The sequence below is a fragment of the Stenotrophomonas maltophilia group sp. Smal17 genome, assembly GCF_030237045.1.
Classification (GTDB): domain Bacteria; phylum Pseudomonadota; class Gammaproteobacteria; order Xanthomonadales; family Xanthomonadaceae; genus Stenotrophomonas; species Stenotrophomonas forensis.
On record NZ_JASJSU010000003.1, the window covers coordinates 63,199 to 87,671 of the forward strand.

At 64.6% G+C, this 24,473-nt stretch carries 13 protein-coding genes; 3 read left to right on the top strand and 10 right to left on the bottom strand.

The window, feature by feature from the left end; genetic code table 11:
• Window positions 1-33: 33 nt before the first annotated feature.
• The 6 genes from QRO93_RS02210 to QRO93_RS02235 all read right to left on the bottom strand — a co-directional run bounded on the left by QRO93_RS02210 (window position 34) and on the right by QRO93_RS02235 (window position 16,199).
• Window positions 34-8,676 (bottom strand): putative Ig domain-containing protein, encoded by an 8,643-nt coding sequence (locus QRO93_RS02210; RefSeq protein WP_285303933.1) that lies wholly within the window; start codon window positions 8,674-8,676, stop codon window positions 34-36.
• Entirely contained in the window at window positions 8,669-9,502 is an 834-nt protein-coding gene (locus QRO93_RS02215) for a hypothetical protein (RefSeq protein ID WP_238581818.1), read from the bottom strand. The genes QRO93_RS02210 and QRO93_RS02215 overlap by 8 nt, the downstream gene beginning before the upstream one ends.
• Complete coding sequence (locus tag QRO93_RS02220; RefSeq protein ID WP_053450201.1) at window positions 9,492-10,913, bottom strand: HlyD family type I secretion periplasmic adaptor subunit; 1,422 nt, start codon at window positions 10,911-10,913, stop codon at window positions 9,492-9,494. The genes QRO93_RS02215 and QRO93_RS02220 overlap by 11 nt, the downstream gene beginning before the upstream one ends.
• Window positions 10,910-13,072: a type I secretion system permease/ATPase gene (locus QRO93_RS02225; protein ID WP_053450202.1), complete on the bottom strand. Its 2,163-nt coding sequence runs from the start codon at window positions 13,070-13,072 to the stop codon at window positions 10,910-10,912. The genes QRO93_RS02220 and QRO93_RS02225 overlap by 4 nt, the downstream gene beginning before the upstream one ends.
• A gap of 167 nt (window positions 13,073-13,239) precedes the next feature.
• On the bottom strand, window positions 13,240-15,702 hold the full coding sequence (locus tag QRO93_RS02230) for a prolyl oligopeptidase family serine peptidase (RefSeq protein ID WP_180880183.1): 2,463 nt from the start codon (window positions 15,700-15,702) through the stop codon (window positions 13,240-13,242).
• A 167-nt stretch (window positions 15,703-15,869) separates the two neighbouring features.
• Window positions 15,870-16,199: a hypothetical protein gene (locus QRO93_RS02235; protein WP_053511310.1), complete on the bottom strand. Its 330-nt coding sequence runs from the start codon at window positions 16,197-16,199 to the stop codon at window positions 15,870-15,872.
• A gap of 530 nt (window positions 16,200-16,729) precedes the next feature.
• Here QRO93_RS02235 and QRO93_RS02240 point away from each other — a divergent pair.
• Together QRO93_RS02240 and QRO93_RS02245 are read left to right on the top strand one after the other, a co-directional pair.
• The gene (locus QRO93_RS02240) at window positions 16,730-17,506 is read left to right on the top strand and encodes a HipA family kinase (protein ID WP_021202746.1); all 777 of its coding nucleotides are present in this window, start codon (window positions 16,730-16,732) and stop codon (window positions 17,504-17,506) included.
• Entirely contained in the window at window positions 17,484-17,876 is a 393-nt protein-coding gene (locus QRO93_RS02245) for a DUF3037 domain-containing protein (protein WP_180880181.1), read from the top strand. Before QRO93_RS02240 ends, QRO93_RS02245 begins: the two co-directional genes overlap by 23 nt.
• Window positions 17,877-17,888: 12 nt before the next feature.
• Here the strand turns inward: QRO93_RS02245 and QRO93_RS02250 are convergent, their stop codons facing one another.
• The 3 genes from QRO93_RS02250 to QRO93_RS02260 all read right to left on the bottom strand — a co-directional run bounded on the left by QRO93_RS02250 (window position 17,889) and on the right by QRO93_RS02260 (window position 20,740).
• Entirely contained in the window at window positions 17,889-18,113 is a 225-nt protein-coding gene (locus QRO93_RS02250) for a hypothetical protein (RefSeq protein WP_148564983.1), read from the bottom strand.
• A 62-nt stretch (window positions 18,114-18,175) separates the two neighbouring features.
• Entirely contained in the window at window positions 18,176-19,606 is a 1,431-nt protein-coding gene (locus QRO93_RS02255; protein ID WP_180880179.1) for a serine hydrolase, read from the bottom strand.
• Between the two features lie 228 nt (window positions 19,607-19,834).
• Window positions 19,835-20,740 (bottom strand): LysR family transcriptional regulator, encoded by a 906-nt coding sequence (locus QRO93_RS02260; RefSeq protein ID WP_180880178.1) that lies wholly within the window; start codon window positions 20,738-20,740, stop codon window positions 19,835-19,837.
• A gap of 120 nt (window positions 20,741-20,860) precedes the next feature.
• Between QRO93_RS02260 and QRO93_RS02265 the strand changes: the two genes are divergently transcribed.
• Window positions 20,861-21,850 carry a zinc-dependent alcohol dehydrogenase family protein gene (locus tag QRO93_RS02265; RefSeq protein ID WP_053450210.1) on the top strand — a complete coding sequence of 330 codons (990 nt, stop codon included), beginning with the start codon at window positions 20,861-20,863 and terminating at the stop codon, window positions 21,848-21,850.
• Between the two features lie 7 nt (window positions 21,851-21,857).
• Here the strand turns inward: QRO93_RS02265 and QRO93_RS02270 are convergent, their stop codons facing one another.
• Window positions 21,858-24,410, bottom strand: a complete 2,553-nt coding sequence (locus QRO93_RS02270; protein ID WP_180880177.1) for a membrane-bound PQQ-dependent dehydrogenase, glucose/quinate/shikimate family — start codon at window positions 24,408-24,410, stop codon at window positions 21,858-21,860.
• Window positions 24,411-24,473 lie beyond the last annotated feature (63 nt).

The window sequence follows — 24,473 nt, forward strand, 5'->3', positions numbered from 1 at the left end:
GTTGCGGGCATGCCACCTCATGCGTAGGCCGGATCAGCCCGGCACAAGTGTGGCGCGCGCCTCCTGACGGTGCAGTGCACCCGCCCACAGGGATGGGTCGACATCGGCCAGCTGCACAGGTACATCGCCAACGAGCCCGGTGGCAGCACCTGCCCGGAACGCGCCCATGGCCCCTACCAGATGCTGCAGCTCGGCCTCCAGCGACATTCCCTCCGGCGCAGGCGCAGCGTCAGACGTCATGCTGGTGCGAAGTGCCGTCATCGGTGTCAACTGACTGGCAATCTGATCGGCGGTGATGGCGTAGCCACCATCGCCAGGCTGCACGAAAGCGATGGCGTACTGCCCACCCTGGAAATGACGAAGCACACGCATCTGCTGCCCGGCGCTGCCATCCACCCTGACGACCAGATCATCGCCGTCACGGTGATAACTCAGGCGGCTGCGATCAATGCCATCGAAGTACAACCAGTCGGTACCACCGCCGGTGTTGTCCACCGTATCGGCGCCCGATCCGGCCCGGTAGAAATAGGTGTCGTTGCCCACTCCGCCGATGAGCATGTCATCGCCATCTTCGCCCACCAGCTGGTCATCGCCGGCGCCACCGATCAGGATGTCCTTGCCTGATCCGCTGAAGCTGCCGTTGCCACCGGACAGGTAATCATTGCCATCGCCGCCTTCCAGCTTGTCATCGCCCCCCATTCCGAACAACTTGTCGTCGCCGGCAAGGCCCTTGATCAGGTCACGCCCGCTGGTACCGACCAACTGCTCGGCGTTCGCCGTACCGTTGATCTTGGACGGGTAGTCGGCATCGTTTCCGGCGCCCGGCGTACCTCCGCCGTCACCGCCGCCGTTGCTGACCAGCGCATTGATGGCCGCGGTGTTGAGCGCATTGCCGGTGGCAGCCTGCAGGTAGTCGAGCGCCCAGTCACCGCCGAGGAAGTGATTGGTCACCGTGACGCGCTGGTTGGCGTTTCCGTTCACAACGATCACCAGATTGTCACCTTCGCGGGTGAAAGCAAGCTGTCCGGTGGTAATGCCGTTCTGGAAGAACAGCCAGTCGACGCCGCCCCCCGTATTGTCGATCACATCGTTTCCGCCGCCATGGATGTACTGGTCATCGCCACTGCCACCCACAAGCACGTTGTTGCCGTCCTGGCCGCGCAGGGTATCGTTGCCTGCCCCGCCCTCGAGCCGGTCGTTGCCGGAGCCCGCAGCGCTGCCGTTGCCGCCTGCAAGCTGATCATTGCCATCGCCTCCGCGCAGCGTGTCGTCGCCTGCCATGCCGAACAGCGTGTCATCGCCCCCCAGTCCCTCGATCAGGTCCTTGCCGGGAGTGCCCACCAACTGCTCTCCCGCCGAGGTGCCGGTGATGGTCTTGTCGAATCCGCCCCCACTGCCGCCACTCACCAGCTGATTGATCTGGGCCGCGCTGAGTGAACTGCCTCCGTCAGGCTGAACCTGATCGATGGCCCAGTCCCCGCCGAGGAAGTGATTGCGCACGCGCACCGCCGGCGTGGCTGCCTGGTCGATCCGGATCAACAGGTCATCCCCCTCGCGGGAGAAGCTCAGCCGCTCCCGGGTGACGCCGTTCTGGAAGAACACCGTATCGTTGCCGCCACCGGTATTGTCGACCACATCGCTGCCCGAGTTCGCATCGACCAGATAGGCGTCATTGCCAGCTCCGCCCAGCAGGGTATCGTTGCCGCCCCCACCACTGAGCGTGTCGTTGCCGCCTCCTCCGTTGAGCGTGTTGCTGCCGCTGTTGCCCGCCAGGTAGTTGCCCAGCGCGTTGCCGGTCCCGTTGATGTCAGCACTTCCGGTCAGGAACAGGTTCTCCAGATCCGCCGACAGCGTGTAGGAAGCCGAAGACTGCACCTGGTCAGTGCCACCGCCGGCAAGCTCGATGATCGTGTCCGCCGTATTGTCCACGATGTAGATGTCATTGCCTGCGCCACCACTCATCTGATCAGCACCGCTGCCGCCGTCAAGATAGTCCGCACCATTGTCACCGCGCAGGACATCGTCACCGCTGCCGCCCCATAGCTGGTCATCGCCATCACCACCGACAAGGGTGTCGTTGCCGTCCATGCCGCTCAGCTTGTTTGCCGCAGCGTTGCCATTGATGACATTGTCCAACGCGTTGCCGTTGCCGGACACAATGCCGTTGGCCAGGATCAGGTTCTCGACATTGTCGGCCAGGATCAGGTTCGTCTCGAAGCGGCGCTCGATGGTATCCAGGCCGCCGCCTTCGTCCTCGAACACGCGATCCTGGGCCGACTCGATGATGTACAGATCATCGCCCAGGCCACCGTACAGACGATCAGCACCCAGGCCGCCTTCGAGCCGATTGTTGCCATCATTGCCATACAGCTCGTTGTCCAGGCTGTTGCCAACCCCGCTCAGGTTGCCGGAGCCGGTCAGCACCAGGTTCTCCAGATGGTCGCCCAGCTGCCAGTCCAGCGCCGACTCCACGGTATCGATGCCTTCGCCGGCCACCTCGATGACAACGTCGCCGGCACTGTCGACCACGTAGGTATCATCGCCGCCACCGCCGACCAGGCGATCTTCCCCGGCGGCGCCATCAAGCCTGTTGTCGCCCTGATTGCCGATCAACGTATTGTTGCCCTGGTTGCCGGTCCCCTCATACGCACCGTCCAGCAGCTCGAGCCGCTCGACATTCTCGCCCAGCACGTAGCGATGGCTGCCACTGCGAACAGTGTCGTCACCGCCGCCGGCCAGTTCGATCACCTGCTGGCTCGGGTCGCTCACCACATAGATATCGTCGCCCTCACCGCCATACAGGCGATCACCGGCACCTGCACCACTCAATACATCATTGCCCGCGCCGCCATGCAGATCATCGCGGAACTGGGTGCCGGCAAGTACATCCGCGCCGTCGGTACCCCGCAGCACGTTGCGTACATTCACCGTCAGCCAGGCCGTGGTGCGCTGCCCCCAGCTGTCGGCGGCGATGATGTCCAGCGAAAGATCCGCACCGCCATTGGGCGGTGTGCCCGTAAGCTCGCCGGTGAGCGGATCGATGACCAGCCAGGCTGGCGCGTTCTCACTCAGCGAATAGGTCAGCGTGTCCTGTGCCTCATCCTGGAACATGCCCGAGGGAATCTTCGCCGAGAAGGCGGTCTCACCGATGGCCTCGAACTCGACGAACGGGATCAGCGTGACCGGAGGCTTGTTGGTGTACGGCAGCTGGTGCAGATCGCCGCGGCGCACGGTGCCGTCGGCGAACAGGAAGTGGTCGATCACCCCACGCACCACCAGCCTGTCGCCCTCCTCATACCAGTAGCTGCTGACCGTAAGCTGATCATTCGGATCGCTGCCGACCTGCGCGATCAGGTCCAGACCGCTGCGACTGAAGGTGACGTGGTCCGGGTCGATCCCTGCGCCAAACACCACACGGTCGCGGCCGGCGCCGGCCCAGGAATCCACCGTATCGCGACCATCGCCTATTCCGTAGTGGAAATCGTCGTCGCCATAACCGCCCCTGAGCACGTCATCGCCGGTACCGCCATGCAGGTCCGCACCGCCCTGGCCTGCGATCAGCAGATCATTGCCCTCTTCACCGTACAGGTAGTCCCGGCTGGCCTTGTAGACCGTGTTCGGCTCACGATCGCCGCCTTTGAGAGTATCGTTGCCTCCGCCACCGCGGATCTCGTTGCTGAACCCGTTTCCGGTCAGGACGTTGTCACCGGCATCGCCGCGCAGATTCGCATGGAACGCGCCACCGTTGATGGTGCCCGCGCCGCGTCCATCAGGCACCAGGTTGTTGCCCAGCTCCAGGTTCTCGATATTTGCGAAATTGGCGACATCGAACCACTGGTTCTGTGGCGCGCCATCCTCGATGGCGTCAATCACCACGGTATCGTTGCCCTCGCCGGCCAGCTCCACCACCGTATCGTTGGCACTGATGATGTAGCGATCATCGCCCATCCCACCGTACAGGTGGTTGGCACCCATCGACGTGCGGCCGTTGAGCGTGTTGTTGCCCGCATTGCCCCAACCTGCCCAATCGCCACTGCCAACCAGCTCGAGGTTCTCGATGTTGACCAGATTGGCGATCGAATAGGACAGGCTGGCACGCACCGTATCAATGGAGAAGCGGTTGTCAGAGCCCCAGTCACCTTCGATGATCACATCGCCAAGGCTGTCGACCACATAGGTTTCGTTGGCCTCGGTTCCGATCAGCGTGTCATTGCCGGCACCACCGTCAAGCACGTAATAACGTCCACTATGGCTGCCCATGTACGACGGCTTGCCGAACTGGATGATGTTGTCCAGATCATTGCCGACCAAGCTGCGGGGAATGTGCACGATCCAACCGGGATAGGACGGATTCTGCCAATGCCAAGTACTGCTGTTGAACACGCCCACCAGATTCTCGACATTGGCCGTCAAGGTGTACGAGAAGGACTCGGCAAAGACGGTGTCCACGCCTTCACCTTCCAGTTCAATGACCGTGTCCGGGGAGCTGCCGTACTGGTAGCCGGTGCTGATGTAGTAGCGATCATTGCCTGCGCCACCGCGCAGGATATCGGGACTGCCGTCGCCGAACTCGTTGGCATACAGCATGTCGTCACCGGCGCCGCCATCAAGCACGTCCGCGCCGCCATCGCCGTAGATCACATCGTTGCCGTCGCCACCGAACAGCTGATCGTCGCCTTCGCCGCCGAAGATTCGATCATTGCCCCCCTGGCCATGGACGATATCGTTGCCGGCACCGGCACGCAGGTTGTTGCCTTCATCGGTCGCCGTGTATGTATCGTCACCGTCGGTACCGTTCCAGCTGCGCGCCGTCTCGACGAAGTCCTCGGCGCTCATCCACGTGCCATCGTCGAATTCGATGATGTGGCTGCGATTGCTCCCGGCAAGGAATCCATCCAGGCTCAGTGACTGGAACCCCGCGCCGGTGAAGAAGGCGAGCATCAGGTCATCGCCGGAGATCTGGACGTTGTTGATCATCGCCCGAGTCAGCCCAGGGCCGATTCGGATGATGTCCGTGCCCGCCTCGGCGCTGCCCAGATTGATGATGCGGTCGTAGCCATGACCGAAGTCGTAGTGATAGATGTCGTTGCCGGCGCCGCCGTCGAGCACGTCATGGCCAAAACCACCGATCAGCAGGTCATCGCCGCCGCCCCCGAACAGCCGGTCGTTGCCCTCCAGGCCCATCAGCGTATCGTTGCCGTCGGCGCCATACAGACTGTCATCGCCGCTGGTGCCCAGCATGCTGTCATCACCGCCGGTACCGAAGACAAGCGACGGCAGCTCCAGTTGTTCCTCCAGGCGGCCGCGATCGGTGACGTCGGTGCCGCCCACTGCGATCCCGCCCGCTCCGGTGGATGCAAAGTAGTTGTGCACCACCACCGTATCAGCGCCGTTGATGTGGCGGATGATCAGATCCAGCCCGTACGCCTCGTAGTGCAGGTCGGCCTGGTTGATGCTTGAACCGAAGGTGATGCGATCACTACCCGGATTGCCCTCCTGCAGGTAGACATGATCGATACCAAACCCCGCTTCGAAGTGGTACTGGTTGTTGCCGGTGCCACCGTAGAGCACGTCATTGCCGGTGCCGCCATCCAGGATGTCGTCGCCGGCGCCGCCGGACAGCAGGTCATTGCCTGCGCCACCGCGCAGCGTATCGTTGCCTCCCGGGCCATTGTCTTCATCACCGTACAATCTGTCATCGCCGGCTCCGCCATTGAGCTCGTCGTGCCCGCCCTGCCCGAACAGCACGTCGTTGCCAGCTCCGCCGTCGAGATAGTCATTGCCAGCCGCACCGGAACTGCCGGCACCGCCATCGCCGGCCAGGACGTCATCACCGGCGCCGCCATACAGGCTGTCGTTGCCATCCTCACCAAACAGACGATCAGCGCCGTTGCCGCCGTTCAGGGAATCATTGCCGGCGCCACCCTGCAGCTCGTCGTCGCCATCGCCGCCGTCGAGCGTGTCGCGCCCATCGCCGCCCATCAACATGTCGTTGCCCGCACCGCCGGCAAGCACATCGTCGCCCGCTTCACCGCGCAGGGTGTCGGCGCCCTCGCCACCGGACAGTGTGTCCTTGCCAGTCCCACCCCACAGTTCGTCGTCGCCCTCGCCACCCATGAGCGTGTCATCGCCTTCGCCGCCGATCAGCACATCCTTGCCGGCGCCACCATCGAGATGATCATTGCCATCGCCACCTTCCAGATGATCGGCGCCCTCGCCTCCCAGCAGAACATCATTGCCATCCTGCCCGAACAGCCGGTCGGCGCCATTGCCGCCGTCAAGGGTGTCGTCACCGTCTTCGCCCTGCAGCTCATCGTCACCGTCTTCGCCCATCAGGCGATCATTGCCGGTACCGCCAACCAGAAGATCGTTGCCAATGCCGCCGGACAGCAGATCATCGCCAGCCTGGCCGGACAGCTGGTCATTGCCGGCGCCACCCCGCAGGATGTCGTTGCCGCCGCCAACGATTCCGGATTGCGGGTAGTAGTCACCCCAGATCAGATCATCACCGTCTCCACCGTCGATCAGGTCATTTCCACCTTCCCCCCACATCTCGTCGTTGCCGGCACCGCCGTCGATGCTGTCGTTGCCATCACCGCCGGCCACCTGGTCGTTGCCGGCCCCGGCCAGGATCACATCGTGGCCGCCTTCTCCACTGATCGCATCGTCACCATCTCCCCCATCGAGGTAATCCGCTGCACTGCTGCCACCGAGCTGGTCGTTGCCGTCTTCGCCAAACAGGCTCACACCGCTGGTGTAGGTGATGCCGGAGCCGCCCTCCGTGGTGATCCTTCCCTGGCCCAGCGCGATGCCATCCGGCTCGGTGGCGCTGCTGTAGACCAGGGTGTAGGTATCATTGTCCAGGCGCCGGAATCTGAACGTCCAGCCTGGCGCCACCGAGGCGCCACTGAAATCGAACATGCCCGACAGGCCATAGTCGAAGCCGATGGCCAGGCTGCCATCATCGCGGCGTCCCAGCCTCTGCATCGCGCTCCAGCTGAAGAAGGCCTCCACGTCGCGCCAGATGCCGGATTCGGTAATCGGTACACGTGAATTCGTGCGCACATCAAAGCCGAAGTTCCACTGTGCGTTGAGGACATCATTGCCCTCTCCGCCATGCGCGATCGTCCCCGATCCCAGGCCGGAGATGAAGTCGTGGCCGACGCCGCCGGTGATGATGTCGGCGCCACCGCGACCGTTGATGATGTCACTGCCTTCACCACCGTCCAGGGTGTCACCACTGCCGAACGCGGTTCCCCAGATCATGTCGCGGCCATTGCCACCGGACAGGTTGACCGCAGCGCTGGGCACGCTGTTCACGAAGGGATTGAGGAAATCAGCCAGCCCGGTGCCTCCCGTGCCTCCCTGGCCGGGCTTGAACTCGGGCAGCGTGATGCCCAGGTGGCCCTGGCTCCAGCCGTCGACCATCACGCTGCCGGTGTCGGTGCCACTGCGGATGATCAGCTTCGAACCGTTGGCGACCGAGTGGCTGACCTTGATCTGGCCATCGGCGCTCTCCCAGGTGGTGGCTGACGTCGCGATGAGTCCGTTGGCCCAAGCGCCGTTGCCGTTGATGATCACGGTACCGTTGCCGTCGGTATCGACGATCGTATCCAGATCGCCGGCCAGGCCAGTACCAATGGTGTAGGTGTCAAAACCCAGACCGCCGTGCAACTGGTCGCTGCCGGTACCGCCGTCGAGCGTATCGTTGCCCGCGCCACCGAACAGTGCGTCATTGCCGGCGCCGCCGTTCAGGGTATCGTTGCCGGTACCGCCGTCGATCACATCGTTGCCGGCCAGGCCAGAGAGCACGTCTGCGCCATCCTGGCCGAAGAGGACGTCGGCCTCATCGGTACCGTCGATGGCATCACCCTGCAGCGAGCCATAGGCGGTCAGTCCGCTCCCTTGCTTGACCGACAGCTTCAGCACCTCGGGCAGGGCATTGAGGAATTCGCGGATCTGGTCCTTGTTGAACTCCCCGTCCTGGGCATCCAGCATCAGCGCGCCGGTGAAGAACAGGAAGGGATCCAAGGGGCGGGCAACCCATCCGGAGCCGTCCTCCAGCATTTCGGTGCTCAACCGCGCCAGCCATGCCGAGTACACATCCTCGTTCGCCCCCAGGCGCAGGAACCATGTGCCGGCGCCCTGCGGATCGTGCTCTGCGTTCTTGACCACCTCGACCAGCAGTTCGATGCCGGCCTTGGTGTCCCATGGCAGACGACCGTTGCTGTCGAGCATCGAGTCCCAGATGGCGGCACGCTCCTGTTCGTCCAGCAGCTTGAACGGCGTATTCAACGTCCAGGAATCGACCGGCAGATTGAGCTCGGTGAAGATGCGATTGTGGAAGGTCCATGCTTCGTCGGCGGTAATCTCACGGACAACATCACCGGCCGCATTGGCGATCTGGTCAAGCATATCCAGGAGACCCCGGGCCATGCCCGCGCGCACGGCCTGGATTTTTGCATCGTCTACCGGAACTCCATGATCTTTTGCGGTTTCCTCCAGAAACTCCAGTGCGGTCAGACCGGAGAACATGTTGCCCACGGCCACGCCACTGGCCAGCCGGGCATAGCGATGCCCGAATCCGGCGATGAACTGATACACCTCCTCGATCTTGCCGCTGTCGAGCATCGCCCGCGCCATTGCACGCTGTTCGGCGGTCATCGTTTCAACCATGTTCAATCTCCTTCACGTTCCGGTGTGTAGGGCAATGGGACCTGATGCGTTTCAGATAGGCCTGGACATCCGACTCGATCTTCCGCCAATGCGGCAACAGGTTCTGACGATAAACAACGGTGGTGCGTACGTTCAGCAGCCCAGGCTGCTCAAGCGAGGCCTCGCACAGTGGCGTCCACTGCGGAGGTGCGTATTGCGGCCCGGTCATGCAGCGGATCAGGACGGTGGGTGCGCGTGCCGGGTCCAGGCTGTCGGTATAGGTGACCCTGTTCCAGTTGAAGCTCCGGCTCTCCGGCAACGCCGGTCTGGCCATCTCCAGTCCAAGGGCGGCGTCACGACCGAACTCGAATGTGACCTCGGCGGGCAGTCTTTGATGGTGAAGGCGGTACAGTCCCCAGTCACGAATCTGCCGCAGCGTGATGTTCTCGCCCTCGCCTGCCTGGTTCAGGCCGATGTCAATCCAGTTCGAATCGCCGTTCCCCGCAGAGTGATGCCGGTCGTAGTCCTCCCGGGTCTGTGCGTTGCGCGGCACCATCTCCGGCCAACGCAGCTGGATGGAAACGCTGCGCAACGGTGCCCCGCAGCTTGACGAGGGGTCGGCGCGCGCGTCCCGGTCCTGCTCCCATATCCACACATCCTCTCTGGGCACCTCCAGCGCGACTCCACCAATGCGTCCCTGCAGCCGTGCGGCCTCTGGCTCTTTCCTGTCGGACCCGCACCCCACCAGCATCGCCGACATCGACAAGCACAGCAGCAGGCCGAACCGCAGCCGGCACACGCTTGCCAGCCACCTGCCAGCCACTGCAGGATCGCGCTCAGCGTTCACGCAGCGATTCCTGCGCGTGCTGCTGAAGAGGGCTGAGCAGATAGTCGATGACCCGCCGCCGCCCCGTCTTGATTTCTGCGGACAGGCTCATGCCAGCACTCATCCTCACTTTGACGCCGCCTATATCCAGCTCGGAACGGTCCAGGCGGATGCGTGCAGGAAACACCAGGCCCAGTTGCTCATCCTGTGCCGCATCATGGGAGACGCTCACGACGGTACCGGTGAGATAGCCGTACCGTGTGTAGGGGAAACTGTCGATCTTGATGGTGACCGCCTGGCCCGGCCGTACGAAGCCGATATCCTTGTTGAGCAGCGTTGCCTCCACTTCCATGCCATCACCACTGGGCACCACCACCAACAGCGGCTGTGCCGGCGTCACCACCCCGCCCACGGTGTGTACGGTCAGCTGCTGCACCGTTCCGTCCACTGGCGCGCGCAACGTCATCTGACGGTTGCGCTGACCGGTCTTGGCCACTTCCGGCCCCATCTGCCCGATCTGCTCCTGGGCCTTGCGCAGTTCATCAAGGGCCTGTTGCCGGGTATCGGTGACCAGCACGCGCAGTTCTTCCCGTGCCGCCAGCAGTGCCGAGCGCAGCTCCTGCACCCGATTGCGCTGCGTGGCCAGGTCCCGCTCGGCGGCGATGCGTTCCTGTTCGCGCAGCAGATAGTCATGCCGCCCTACGTAGTTGCCCTCCACCAGGCGCGCATAGTCCGCCGCACGGGTGCGTGCGATCTGCGCCGAATCGCTCAGCGGCTGGATCAGGCCCTCGGTGGTGTGAAGCTCTGCCTGGCGCTGTTGGATGCCGGCCTGCAAGCCATTGCGCCGGGCCTGGAATGCGTCGAACTGGCTGCGCACGAGCACCTGTTCGTCCGCCAGCCGCTGCGCAGGCAGCCTGCTGTCCAGAGGCAGCTGCGGCACGTTGCCCGTGTCGAAGGCCACCAGCAATGCATCAAGCCTCAGCGCCGCCAACCGTGCATTGGTCAGCGCTTCGTCAGCCTGGGCGAGCTCCGCCCCGGTGCCCGCCCCCTCCAGCTCGATCAGCAGTTCACCCGCTTTCACCGCCTGCCCGTCGCGCACCAGTATGCGACGCACCACCGCAGTCTCGGCCGGCTGTACCACCTTGGTCCGTGAGTTGACGACAGTCTTGCCCGGAGCCACCGCTACGATGTCCAGCTGGCCGATGCATGCCCATAACAGCGCCACGCAGAACAGCGCGATGATGATCCGCATGCTCCAGCGTGACGTTGGCGAAATGGGGGTCTCGATCAACTCCAGGTGGGCGGGCAGGAAGTCACGCTCATCTGCCGTTCGCTGTGGCGCCTCCATCTGCGCCCGTGCCTTCCAGGCTGCACCGGCCACGCGCCCATATCGTCGCAGGAAATCGCCTGCAGCCTGCAACCGATGCTTCATGCCGCACCCGCCTGCAGCCGATGCAGGCGCACATAGAAGCCCTCCGGCCGGCGCATCAGTTCCTCATGTGCACCAACCTCGACGATCCGCCCCTTCTCTACTACCACGATGCGGTTGGCGTGGCGCACCGTAGACAGCCGGTGCGCGATGATCAGTACAGTGCGGCCCTTGCATATCGCACGCATGTTCGACATCACGGCGTGCTCGGACTCGTAGTCCAGGGCGCTGGTGGCCTCGTCAAATATCAGGATGCGCGGATCGGTGATCAGCGCCCGGGCGATAGCGATGCGCTGGCGCTGTCCACCGGAAAGCCCCGTGCCATGCTCACCCACCTTGGTGTCATAGCCCTCGGGCAACTCGATGATGAACTCGTGCGCGCCGGCAAGCGTGGCGGCCTGGATTACTCGTTCCAGCGGCATGCCAGGCTCGCCCAGCGCGATGTTCTCGCGCACCGAGCGGTTGAACAGGAAATTCTCCTGCAGGACCACGCCGAGTTGTCGCCGCAACCATGCCGGATCGGCCAACGCCAGATCGTGTCCATCGATCAGCACCCTGCCCTGTTCCGGCGAATACAGGCGCTGCACCAGCTTGGTCAGCGTGCTCTTGCCCGAGCCTGAGCGCCCGACGATACCAACCACTTCGCCGGGCCGGACATCCAGTTCGATATCAGCAAGCACGGCCGCAGCGTCTGGACGATAGCGGAACCCGACGCGTTCGAACGTGATCCGGCCCTGGATCGGAGGCAATGCCATCCGGCTTCCCGGCAGCTCAGTGCGCGTATTGAGGATATCGCCCAGTCGTTCGACCGAGATCCCGACCTGCTGGAAGTCCTGCCAAAGCTGAGCCAGGCGGATGATCGGCGCCGCCACCTGGCCGGACAGCATGTTGAAGGCAATCAACTGACCCAGGCTCAACTTGCCTTCGATGACCAGCTTCGCGCCCCAGAACAGGATCGCAACGGCCACCAGCTTCTGCACAAGCTGCACGCTCTGCTGGCCGAGCGTGGCGATGCGGGTGACGTTGAAGCCTGCGCTGACGTATCCCGCCAACTGGCTGTCCCACGTGCGGGTCACCCTCGGGTCCACCGCCATGGCCTTGACCGTTCCGATGCCGCTGACGGTCTCCACCAGAAACGCCTGGTTGTCGGCGCCACGCTGGAACTTGTCATTCAGGCGCCTGCGAAGTACAGGCGTCACCAATGCCGAAATCAGTGCATACACCGGAAGCGAAAGCGCCACGATCAGGGTCAGCCAGCCGCTGTAGTGGAACATCACGGCAAGGAAGACAACCGTGAAGAACAGGTCCAGCACCGAGGTCAACGCCTGCCCGGTGAGGAAACTGCGGATGTTTTCCAATTCCCGCACGCGGGCGATGGTGTCGCCCACGCGGCGTGACTCGAAGTACGCCAACGGAAGCGCAAGCACATGCCGGAACAGGCGCGCGCCGAGTTCGACATCGATCTTGCTGCTGGTGTGTGAGAAGACGTACGTACGCAGGCCTGACAGCACCACGTCGAACACCGCCATCGAAACCAGGCCGATGGCAATCACATCCAGCGTGGTGAGCCCCCGGTGCACCAGCACCTTGTCCATCACTACCTGGTAGAACAGCGGTGTTACCAGGGCAAACATCTGGATGAAGAACGAGACGATCAGCACTTCGACCAGCAAGCGCCGGTACTTGATGACTGCCGGGATGAACCAGCTGAAATCGAATCTTGCCAGTTCGCCCAGCACCGAGGCGCGCGAGGTCACCTGCAGCAGGCGTCCTGCATAGCGCTGCCCCAGTTCGTCCAGCGTGAGCGTTCGCGGCCGCTTTTCGGCCAGGTCGTGGATGAGCACCTGATCGGCGTCGATCCGCGCAATGATGAAAGGATGCGCGCCCGCCAACGCCAGCGCCGGCAGCGTGACCCTGGAAAGGCGCCGCTGCGGCGTCGCTGAGATCCGGGCCTTGAGGCCCAACCGGCGGGCGGCCAGCAGCAGGGTCGTCTCGTCAAATGCTTCGCCGTTGCGTCCATGCGCATGCGCCAGCTGCTCCGCATCCGCAGCAATGCCATGGAACTGCGCAAGCAGCACCAGCCCCCGCAACGCCAGATCTGGCTGGGCGTGAACCACGCGCTCGCGCGCGACGCCCTGACTGGCTACCGTCCCCTGGTGCATGTCATCCCTGAATGCGTTTTCCCCGGCCCGATCATCGGATGGGCCTCCCGCGGATGTCAAGACTGCGTGATACCCGCCTGATCGACGCTCCCTCTTCGCCGGTTACTCCCCATCCCCGCCACGCGGCAGCCAGCAGCAGGGCCGCCCCGGGGCGGCCCTGCTGCATCTCACTTGGCGTTCTTCACGTAGGTGTCGAACCAGTTCAGCATTTCCGAAACCAGCTGCTCATTCGATTCCAGCGCGGTGTACCAGTGCGGCTCGTTCGGCAGCATCACCAGGCGGGTGGTGCCGCCGTTGCCACGGATCGCCTGGTACAGCTTGCGCGACTGGAACGGTTCGGTACCCGGGTTGGCGTCGTCCTCGCCGTGCACCAGCAGCAGCGGCAGCTTGATCTTGTCGGCATAGAAGAACGGCGAGGCCTTCAGGTACACGTCCTGCGCCTGCCATACCGAGCGACGCTCGTTCTGGAAGCCGAACGGGGTGAAGGTCTTGTTGTACGAACCACTGGTGGCCACGCCCGCCTTGAAAAGATTGGTGTGCGCGATCAGGTTGGCGGTCATCAGGCCACCATGGCTGTGACCGGTCACGCCGATGCGGTTGCGGTCAACCACACCCATGTCCACTGCCTTGTCCACCGCCGCCTTGGCGTCGGCTTCCAGCTGCTCCAGGTAGGTGTCATAGGCATTCTTCGGGTCGCCCACGATCGGGAACGAGGCGTTGTCGATGATCGCGTAGCCGGCCAGCAGCATCAGGCGGTACGGCTGCAGGCGGGTGAAGGTCTGCTGCGAACCGGACACCTGGCCAGCCTGCGCGGCGTTGGCGAAGTCGGCCGGATAGGCGTACAGGATCGCCGGCACGCGCTGTCCTTCCTTGTAACCCGGCGGCGTGTACAGGGTGAACGACAGGTCCACGCCATCGGCACGCTTGTAGGTCACCAGCTGCTTCTTGATCTGGCGCACTTCCGGGGTCGGATCGACGAGTTTGGTCAACGCAGTGGCGCTGGAGGCGAACTGCGCCTCGCCGGCCTTCGCATCGGCTACCGCCTCACCCTGTTGGCGGATGAAAGCGTTCGGCGGATCGATCACCGACTGGTGCCAGGTCAGGTAGCGGCCCGGCGTGGCGCTGAAACCGAGGAACTGCTCGTAGGCATCGGCACTGCTGCGGAACAGGCGCTCGCTCTTCAGCGTGCCCAGGTCCAGGCGGTCGAGGAACGGGCGGTCACCCTGCGGTGAAGCACCACGGCCACTGAGGAATACATGGTTGCCTTCACGACGCACGACCGGCGCGCCATTCGGCAGGCGGGTGAAGACCAGGTTCCCGGGGTTGCCGTACAGCTCATCGCTGGACATGTCCCACAGCAGGCGCCCTTCCTTCTTCGGCTGGTCCACGTCGACGATGCGGGTCTGCATCCAGTGGCGGTTCTCGTCGTTCTCGTACTGGAAGGCCACGGCCGGATCGGCGGTCCACGCGAAGCCTTCGAAGCGCTGCGCAGTGCGGGTGATTTCGGTCGGCTTGCCGTTGAACGGGGCCTTCAGCATCAGCACGCGATCACGGTGCGGCACGTTGACCTTCCAGTCGCCCTTGTCCAGCGCTTCGGCATAGACCAGGGTGGCCGGATCGGTGGCGCGCCAGTCGAAACCGCGCGGGCCTTCCGGCACGCCGTGCACCGGCACACGATCGGCCAGCGGCAGGCTGGCGATCGCGGTGGTCTTGCCGCTGGCGATGTCCAGCACCGCCACGTCGTTGGCGAAGCGCTGGTAGGTCACCGCATGCGAATACGGGGCCTTGATCGACTCGGTCAGCACATGCACGCCATCGGGTGCGGCGCTGACCTCGTTGAACAGCGCCGGCTGCCCGACCGGGCGCACGCTGCCAGCCGCAGTATCGACCACCGCCAGCTGCGAGGCGCCGTAGTAGGCGAACAGCTTTTCGTCATGCACGCTGGTCAGCGTGTCGCGCGCTTCATAGGTGCTGCTCTCGCCGCTGCTTCCCAGCGACTCCTGCGCGTCCGGGCCGGTCGGCACGCCGCCATTGGACGGCGCCGGGCCCTGATTGGCCGGCACCAGCTTCACCAGCAGGTTCTGGCTGCCGCCCAGCCACTGCACGGTGTTGCCGAAGATCGGGTTCAGCTGCACGTTCGGCACCTGCTTCACCTGGCCGGTGGCGGCATCACCGACCCACAGCTGCACGCTGGTGTCGACCGCATTCTGGAAGGCGAAGTGGCTGCCATCGGCCGACCACAGCGCGCCGGTGGCGCAGCCCTGCGGCAGGTTCACCTTGGTTTCCTTGCCGCTGCCGATATCGACCAGGGTGAAGTCGGCCACGCAGGCCGGAATGCCATAGCCGCCAGGGGTGTCATGGCGGCTGCGGTTCTTCGGCTCCAGGCGCACGCCGGCCAGCTTCAGATAGGGCTGGGCCACGCGGCTGATCGACGGATAGGTCTGCGCGGTGGTCAGCAGCAGGCGCTGGCCACCCGGTGCCACGTTCGGTGCCGGCGGCGGCGGTGCCTTGAGCACCTTGAGCAGGTGTTCCGGCGGCTTCGCGTAATCGGCAAGCGCCGGGCCAGCGGCCAGCAGGCCGACGGTGGCAACGGCAACGGCCGCCGCCAGAGAGGTTCGACGGATCAGCATCCTTATCCCCTGGGGTGTGAATGGGCGCCCGAGGACGGGCAAGGGCCCGAATCTAGCACCGCAGGGGCTGTAGTGAATGGGCCGGAAGGACTAGTGGCCGGATGGGGCAAAGTGCAGCGCCGGGAGGTGCCGGCGAACTGCCGGCACCTGCCAGGCGTGGCCTGGCACTACTGCTGGGCGTGCAGGTCCCAGGTGGCCAGGTAGTCCGGGTCGACCACGATCATGCCGCTGTTGCGCATGCGGTACTCGCCCGGTTCGGCGGGCAGGTACTGGTCGAGCATCGGCGGCAGGTAGCGCTCGTGGCCATCGTTCTCGTCGGCCAGCACCACGCCTTCGTCAGCGCTGATGCGCAGCACCGTACCCGCGTACTGCTCCAGCCCCTGCACCTGGCCATCACCGCCATAGCGGGTGACACCGACCAGCACCAGCTTGCCGATCATTTCCTCGACCTTGGCATCATCCAGCGGCGGCAGCATGGGATTGAATTCGTCGCTCATCGGTACACCTCCAAAGCCTGCAGGGACAGCGTGGACACAGTGGCCTTCCACGCAGGCGATGCCTCGGGCATCGCAATCGGCAACGTGGAAACGGCAGGTGTCTGGATCGCCGGAAACGGCAGCGGCGTGCCGGATCAGCGGTGTGTGAAGCGTGGCAGGTGTTGCGGGTGACGGCCATCCATGCCGGCATGTCTGGCCCTGTCAGACCAGGGTCAACACCACGCGTTGCAGTACATGCAGAGTGAAGCGTGACAGCTGCGCAGTAGCGGCATGACGGCCTCCTGTTGAAGGTCACACGCGGGCGTGATGCTCCGTTGAATCGAATGCTGCCATCGTGCACGGAAGGAAGAAGTGAAGACTGCGCGCGATCCTTGCCAGCGCACCGTGCCAGGCATCCAGTGCGTCGGAGCCTGACATTACCTGCCCCGGCGGCCAACGCTGTTGCCACAATGCGTGCCTGCTTCCCTCCACGCATTCACGCTGCCCCCAGGCCGGGTACGGCCCCACCGGCGCCACGCTAGAATGCGCCCATGCGCACCGTACATGCCCTCCGCTACATCACCCCTTTACGGGAAGGTGGCTCCCTGCCGGCCGTGGTCGAGACCGACGACGACGGCATGGCCGTGCTGAAGTTCCGTGGTGCTGGCCAGGGACCGAAGGCGCTGATCGCCGAGCTGATTGCCGGCGAGATGGCGCGCACGCTGGGCCTGCCGATTCCAGAGATCCTGTTCGTGGAACTGGACCGCGAATTCGCCCGCACCGAGCCGGACCCGGAAATTCAGGAGTTGATCCGTGCCAGCGAGGGCCTGAACCTGGGCCTGGACTACCTGCCCGGCGCGATCAACTACGATCCGGCGGCAATGCCCGTGGATGCCGACCTGGCCTCGCGCATTGTCTGGTTCGATGCGTTCACCAGCAATGTCGATCGCACCACGCGCAATCCCAACCTGATGGTGTGGCATCGAAAGCTGTACCTGATCGACCACGGTGCGGCCATGTACTTCCATCACGACTGGGCCAATGCCGGCGACGCCTGCGAGAAGCCCTTCGTACTGATCCGCGACCACGTGCTGCTGTCGTTCGCCAGCCGCATCGCCGAGGTGGATGCCGAACTGGCCGCCCGCCTGACCGATGCCGAGATCGAGCGCATCGTCGGCCTGGTGCCGGACAGCTGGCTGGTCAACGAGCCGGCGTTCGACAGTCCTCAGGCCTATCGCCAGGGCTACATCGACTATCTCAAGCACCGCCTGAAAGTGCGTGCGGTGTTCGTGCAGGAGGCCATCCGTGCCCACGCTGCACACGTATGACTATGCGGTCATCCGCGTGGTGCCGCGGGTGGAACGCGAAGAGTTCATAAACGTCGGAGTGATCGTCTCCTGCCCCGGCGCGCGTCATCTGGAAGCGGCCATCGAGATCGATCCGGCACGCCTGCACGCGTTCGCGCCGGCACTGGACCAGGATGCGCTGCAGCCGTGGCTGGATGCGATCGTGGCGATCTGCCGTGGCGACGCCAGCGCCGGGCCGATCGCGCAGCTGCCGGCACGCGCGCGCTTCCATTTCCTCACCGCCAAGCGCAGCTCGATCGTGCAGATGTCGAGCACGCACGTGGGTCGCACGGCGGACCCGGCCGGTGTGGTCGAACACCTGATGACGAAGATGGTGCGGGCACCGCGCTGATGCGGCCGTCTCTCACTTCTTCGCGCGCACCCTCTGCCAGGCAATGAGCGCACAGGCTGCTGCTGCAGCAATCAACATCCACCCGGCTACCGCCTGTCCATGCAGGTAGCCTTGTGCATACGCAGCGCTGGCACCTTCGTTGGCCATCACCGCGACACCCTTGAGTATCACCTGCATTCCGCGCAGCAGGAGCACCATGCTGGCGACCAGACATACCACGGGAAGGAATCGGCTCATGAACCGATTCTGGTCCGCCACCCGCCCCAGCGTCAACATCGCTGCAGCACAGTCGCTCGGGCCTACAGCGGCACTCTTCGCGCGATGTAGTTGACCTCGTTGCCGATCGCATCCGGATCGACATTGGCCAGGCCAACGATCACACAGCCCTGCGCGGGCAGCACCACGATGGCACTGTTCGATCCGGGCGCACCGCCTTCGTGGCCGTACTGGTGTTCCCTGCCCTCGCCCTGCACCACGAAGCCGAATCCGTACCAGCCCTTGTGATTCTGCGCCGTGGTGGCCTGTTGCAGCAATACAGGTGAGACCAGCTTTCCACTACGCAATGCCTCGGCAAACGCCACCATGTCGCTCACCGTGCTGTAGCCACCACCGGCTGACATGCCACGCCAGGGCAGCGACTTCGTTTCACGGAGCCATTGCCCATCCTTCTTCGTGTAGGCGACGGCACGCTTCGGAACACTCACTATTTCCGGCTCGAAGCCGGTGCCGGTCATGCCGGCCGGGCGCAGGATGTGGTCCTGCACATAGACGTAGTACGACTGCCCTGAAACCGCTTCGATGATGCGCCCCAGTACGATGAAGCCATAGTTCGAGTAGCTGTCCTGGCTGCCAGGCGCGAACTGCGGCGCATCCTTGGCAAAGCGCTGCACGTAGTCATCCAGCGTCTTCAGCGACGCAGAATACTGTTCGAAATCATCGCCGAAGAAATCACCCAGGCCACTGGTATGTGAGAGCAGATGACGTACGGTCACGTTGTTGGCGACGGCCTTGTTCGGATAGTCCGGCAGGTGCTTTCCGATCGTGTCATCGAGACTGAGCTTGCCATCCTGCACCAGCTGCAGGATGGCCACTGCGGTGAACATCTTGTTGGAGGACGCAAGGCGGAACTGCGTATCCACGCCCACTGGGATGCCAGCGGTGCGATCGGAATCGCCACCGCGCCAGTCCAGCAGCACCTTGCCGTTCTGTACCACCTGCAACGCCCCCGACAGCGCGTCCCGCGCCCGCAGCGCCTCGAGTTTTGCCGCGGCATCGGCCATCAGGACAGGCAAAGCCACCCGCGCTGGCTTGTACTTGTCCGGCGTTTCAGCGCCCTCAATCTGGAACTGCTTCACGTGCGCAGGATTGGCCGGATCCATGACGGCCGTCACCCGCATCGCACGCTCGTTCACCTGGCCCATCACCAACAGCTTCGCCTGGCTGGACGTGCTCTCGAGTGTTTCCAGAACGCTCAGCGGGCCTGTGCTCTCGCGAAAGTCGAGATAGTCCTTGGGAGTGCTGCCCTCCTGCTTCGCATATCTGTCGGCGAATGCCTGCAGCCCCTCGAGGCTGCCCGCATTGAAGGCCGCAAGCCAGTCATCGATGGCATTCTGCGCACGTGGATGCGCATGCTCGAAAGAACTTGCGCCAACTACCGGAGAAGCCGAGGCGGTCACCAGGACCACGCAGGCCAGCGCATTGCAGAGAAACAGGCGTCCAAAAGCCCTCATTACAGTTCCTTTGCGCGTGTCCCTGGACGCATCCTAGATGATGGATCGGCCCGCCGCATCCACGCCTGGGACTCTGCGGCAACACATCAACGGTAACGTTGAATGCTTCGATGCGCTGCCATCCACTGCGCGCGTTGGCTGGAAAGCGCACAACACGTTGCGGCCCTGAAGCGGCGTGAGGGCATGATCCTTCACAGTAGACAGGAACAATGCTGACCGATGGCCGCGCTACCGCCGCGCCATGCTCTGCTCGCTGAACCGCGCCACGCAGAAATCCACGAAGCTGCGCAGCTTGGGCGTCACCTGGCGGTCGCGCGGGTACAGCAGATGGATCCAGGTCGACACCGGCTCGAACGTCGGCAGCACTTCCACCAGATCACCGCGTGCGAGCGTCGCCGAGAGCATTTCGTAGGGCTGCAGGATCAGTCCCAGCCCACCGACGGCCGCAGTCAGCAGTGGCTCGGCCTGATTGACCATGAAGCGGCTGGACACCGGCACGGTCAGCACGCTGCCCTCGGCATCGCGGAAGCTCCAGCGGGTGCGGATGATTGAATGCGCGAAGCCCAGGCACTCGTGACGGCTCAGGTCATTGGGATGGGTAATGGCCGGGCGCGAAGCCAGATAGTCCGGCGAGGCACACAGGACCAGCGGATACGGCCCGAGCCGTCGCGCCACCAGCCCGCTGTCGGCCAGGTCGCCGGTACGGAATACCAGGTCGTAACCGTCTTCGACGATGTTGACCAGGCTGTTGGACAGGTTCAGATCGACCTGAACGTCCGGATACGCCTGCATGTAGGCCACCAGCGCCGGGCCCAGCGCATGCACGCCGAAGGTCACCGGTGCGCTGATGCGCAGGCGCCCCATCGGCCGTCCGCGTGCCACCTCTGCCAGCTGCTCGGCGCCCTCCACTTCTTCCAGGATCACCCGCGCCCGCGCCAGGTAGGCCTGGCCGAAGTCGGTCAGGCTCTGCTTGCGCGTGGTGCGGTTGAGCAGGCGAACGCCCAGATGCTGCTCCAGCGCCTGGACGTGCTTGCCGACCACCTGTGGGGACAGGTCCAGCACCTCAGCAGCGGCGGCGAACGAGCCGACCTCGGCCACTTTTGCGAAGGTTCGCAGGGGAGCAATCAAGTCCATTGCAAACATTCCGTTTTCAATGAAACACGAGATTACCCCTTATTCTGGGTACAGACTACGCGCACAGTAGCCCTCACCCTTTCGCCGGCGCCCTCGTCGGCCCTTTCTCGGAGCCCCCCCATGAGCCAGGTTGTCCGCATCCACGAATACGGCAATGCCGATGTACTGCGAATCGACGACATCGACGTTGCCGCCCCCGCCGCCGACGAGGTCCAGATCCGGGTCAAGGCCATCGGCCTGAATCGCGCCGAGGTGATGTTCCGCAATGGTGCCTACCTGCAGGAAGCGCAGTTCCCCAGCCGCCTGGGCTACGAAGCGGCCGGCGTGGTTGAAGCCATCGGCAGTGCGGTGAGCGGCTTCGCTGCAGGCGATGCGGTGAGCGTGATACCGCCGCTGGATATCGCACGCTGGGGCACCTATGGCGAGCTGGCCAACGTGCCGGCGCGACTGGTGGTCAAACATCCGCAGACACTGGACTTTGAAACGGCTGCCGCAGTGTGGATGCAGTACGTCACAGCCTGGGGCGCACTGCTGGAACAGGCGCAACTGACCGCGGGGGATTTCGTCATCATCACCGCCGCCAGCAGCAGCGTCGGCCTGGCCGCGATCCAGATCGCCAATGCCGTAGGCGCCACGCCCATCGCGGTCACGCGTGGCCCGGGCAAGCGCCAGGCCCTGCTCGATGCCGGTGCCGCCCATGTCATCGCCACCGAGGAACAGGATCTGGTGGCCGAAGTAGCGCGCATCACCAATGGCGCCGGTGCCCGCGTGGTGTTCGATCCGATCGGTGGCCCGCAGTTCGTGCCGCTGACCGAAGCGATGGCGCGTGGCGGCATCCTGCTGGAGTACGGCGCGCTGAGCAGCGAACCCACGCCGTTCCCGTTGTTCAACGTACTGGGCAAGTCGCTGACCCTGAAGGGTTACCTGTACTCGGAAATCGTCTCCGACGATGCCGCACTGGCCCGAGCCAAGGCGTTCATCGTCAATGGTCTGGACAAGGGCACGCTGGCCCCGAAGATCGCCAGGGTGTTCCCGTTCGCGCAGATCCAGGACGCACATCGTTACCTGGAATCGAACGAGCAGATCGGCAAGGTGGTAGTGACGGTTTGATCGATCATCAGGGAGCGCGGGCGGCGACCGGCCGCCCCGGTTCCGGCAGCGCATAGGCCATCACATAATCGCCCTTCGGGGTTTCCATGAAATGGTGTCCGGCCGCCACGATCACCACGTACTGGCGGCCATCCTGTTCGTACACCATCGGGTTGGCCTGCCCGCCCGCCGGCAGCGTGGTATGCCACAACTCCTTGCCGCTCTTCAGATCGATGGCGCGCAACAGGTCATCGGTGGCCGCGGCAATGAAGATCAGGCCGCTGGCGGTCACCACCGAACCGCCGTTGTTGGGCGTGCCAATCTCGATCGGCAGGCCCGAACGGATGCCGAATGGTCCATTGCCACGGGCACTGCCGAACGGGCGGTCCCACAGCAGCTTGCCGGTACGCAGGTCGATGGCCCGGATGCCGCCATACGGCGGCTGCTTGCACAGCAAGCCGGTGAACGGCAGCCGCCAGCCGGCATTGACCTGGATGGCGTACGGCGTGCCTACCTGCGGGTCGCCCGCGCCTTCGGCGCCGCCCTTGTCGAACCGGATCTTCTCGCGCGGAAGCCAGCCCAGCCGGTCGGCCTCGGCACGCGGCACCAGCCGGTTGTAGTTGGGCATGTCGTTGTAGTTGGCCACGACCACGCCGCGACGGGTATCGATGGACACGCTGCCCCAGTCCGAGCCGCCGTTGTAGCCGGGGTACTCGATGGAATGACGATCACTGCTCGGCGGCGTATAGAAGCCTTCGTAGTACGCCTTGCGGAACTGGATGCGGCAGACCAGCTGGTCGATCGGGGTCAGCCCCCACATGTCGCGCTCGGTCAGCTCATGCTCGCGGCGCAGCGTGTGGTACAGCGAGAACAGCTGGGTGGGTGAGCGCTGTTCTGGCTCGACACCGCCGATGGGCACCTTGCGCTCTTCAGCGGCGCTCAGCAGCTGGCCGTTGCGGCGGTCGAGGATGTAGATGTCGCCCTGCTTGGTCGGCAGCAGGATCGCCGGCACCTTGCCGGCAGCCGTCGGATAGTCGATCAGGCTGGCCTGCGAGCCCAGGTCGTAGTCCCAGACATCCTTGCGCACCGCCTGGAAATGCCAGGCCGGCTTGCCGGTAGCCACATCGATGGCTACCAGCGAGGTCGCGTAGCGGTTCTGGTTTTCCGTGCGCGAGCCACTCCAGTAGTCGCCGGCCGAATTGCCCAGCGGCAGGTAGACCAGCCCCAATGCCTCGTCACCGGTGGCCGTGGTCCACATGTTCGGCGTACCACGCGTATAGGTCTGTTCGCGCGGAGGCAGGCCGCTGCGATCGGGCTGGTCCATGTCCCACGCCCAGCGCAGCTTGCCGGTGATCGCGTCGTAGGCCTGGATCACCCCCGACGGTGCATCGCGACGCTGCCCGTCCAGCACCTGGTGGCCGGTGACGATCACCCCGCGCACGATGGCCGGCGGCGAAGTGATCGACACGTACCCCGGCGGTACCTCGCCCATGCCCAGGGTGATGTCGACCTGGCCGTTGTTGCCGAAGTTGGCGCAGGGCCGGCCGCTGCCGGCATCCACCGCGATGAGGCGGCCGTCCAGCGTGCCTTCGATGATGCGCGCCCAGCAGGCCGGATGGCTGCCCGGCGCAGCACTCCGGGTCACGCTGGGCGGTGGCTCCGGCAGTGCCAGATCGGCAGCGACATCCGCCAGTGCCGCATCAGCCAGGGTCGGTGCGCTCGGTTGCTGGTAGTAACTCACACCGCGGCAGGCGGCGGTGTACGGGATCGAGGCATCCTTCACTTTGGGATCGAACCGCCACAGCTCCTTGCCGCTGGCGGCATCAAGCGCGATCAGCCGGTTGCGGGCGGTGCACAGGTACAGGCGGTCGCCGATCTTCAGTGGTGTGGTTTCCGCGCCCCAGCGCTTCCTGGGCAGGTCACCGGTCCGGAACTGCCAGGCCAGCTGCAGCGTGCCGACGTTGGCCGGCGTGATCTGCTGCAGCGGCGAGTAACGGGTGGCGGCGTTGCTGCGGCCCCACGCCGGCCAATCACCGTCGGCAGGCTGGTCGGCCGGCTGCAGGCCGGTGGTGTCCCGGGTCGGCTCCAGGCCGGCACTGGCTGCCCCTTCCGGGAAAGGCTGATGCCCATCCACTTCGCCATGAGGCGCAAACGCCAGGCCGAAGGCCGCCACGAACACCAGCATCAGCGCAGCGGCCACCGCACGCGAGAGCCGCTTGGGAACTGGAGTACGCAGGGTCGGCGCCAGCAGCGCCAGCACGATGCCCAGCGCGGTTACCAGGCCCAGCCGCGGCACCCAGCGCCAGTAATCACTGCCCGATTCCCACCAGGTCCACAGCAGCGTGCCGAGGAACACCAACGCGTACAGCAGCGCACCGCTGCGGCGGTTGCCGAACAACAGGATGCCGCTGGCCAGCAGGCCGAACCCAGCGATGGCGTAGTACGCCGAACCTCCCAGGCTGAGCAGCCACGCGCCAAGCCCGCCGATGACCAGGCCGAGCACGACCAGCAGCAGCGACAGCACGGTGACCAGGGGGTGGCGGGAGGAAGGAGCGGGAGCAGACTGCGGCGTGGCGGACATCGTCGATCTCCGGGGGCAGCATGCGCCCTTATCCCACCGCCGACGTGAAGCGCGCGCGTATGC

Excerpts from the sequence above, each read along its gene's own strand:
- QRO93_RS02250 (WP_148564983.1), bottom strand. The coding sequence starts at position 18,113 with ATGAGCCGATTCCTTCCCGTGGTATGTCTGGTCGCCAGCATGGTGCTC.
- QRO93_RS02270 (WP_180880177.1), bottom strand. The coding sequence starts at position 24,410 with ATGTCCGCCACGCCGCAGTCTGCTCCCGCTCCTTCCTCCCGCCACCCC.
- QRO93_RS02240 (WP_021202746.1), top strand. The coding sequence starts at position 16,730 with ATGCGCACCGTACATGCCCTCCGCTACATCACCCCTTTACGGGAAGGT.
- QRO93_RS02255 (WP_180880179.1), bottom strand. The coding sequence starts at position 19,606 with ATGAGGGCTTTTGGACGCCTGTTTCTCTGCAATGCGCTGGCCTGCGTG.
- QRO93_RS02220 (WP_053450201.1), bottom strand. The coding sequence starts at position 10,913 with ATGAAGCATCGGTTGCAGGCTGCAGGCGATTTCCTGCGACGATATGGG.
- QRO93_RS02230 (WP_180880183.1), bottom strand. The coding sequence starts at position 15,702 with ATGCTGATCCGTCGAACCTCTCTGGCGGCGGCCGTTGCCGTTGCCACC.
- QRO93_RS02210 (WP_285303933.1), bottom strand. The coding sequence starts at position 8,676 with ATGGTTGAAACGATGACCGCCGAACAGCGTGCAATGGCGCGGGCGATG.
- QRO93_RS02225 (WP_053450202.1), bottom strand. The coding sequence starts at position 13,072 with ATGCACCAGGGGACGGTAGCCAGTCAGGGCGTCGCGCGCGAGCGCGTG.
- QRO93_RS02265 (WP_053450210.1), top strand. The coding sequence starts at position 20,861 with ATGAGCCAGGTTGTCCGCATCCACGAATACGGCAATGCCGATGTACTG.
- QRO93_RS02260 (WP_180880178.1), bottom strand. The coding sequence starts at position 20,740 with ATGGACTTGATTGCTCCCCTGCGAACCTTCGCAAAAGTGGCCGAGGTC.
- QRO93_RS02235 (WP_053511310.1), bottom strand. The coding sequence starts at position 16,199 with ATGAGCGACGAATTCAATCCCATGCTGCCGCCGCTGGATGATGCCAAG.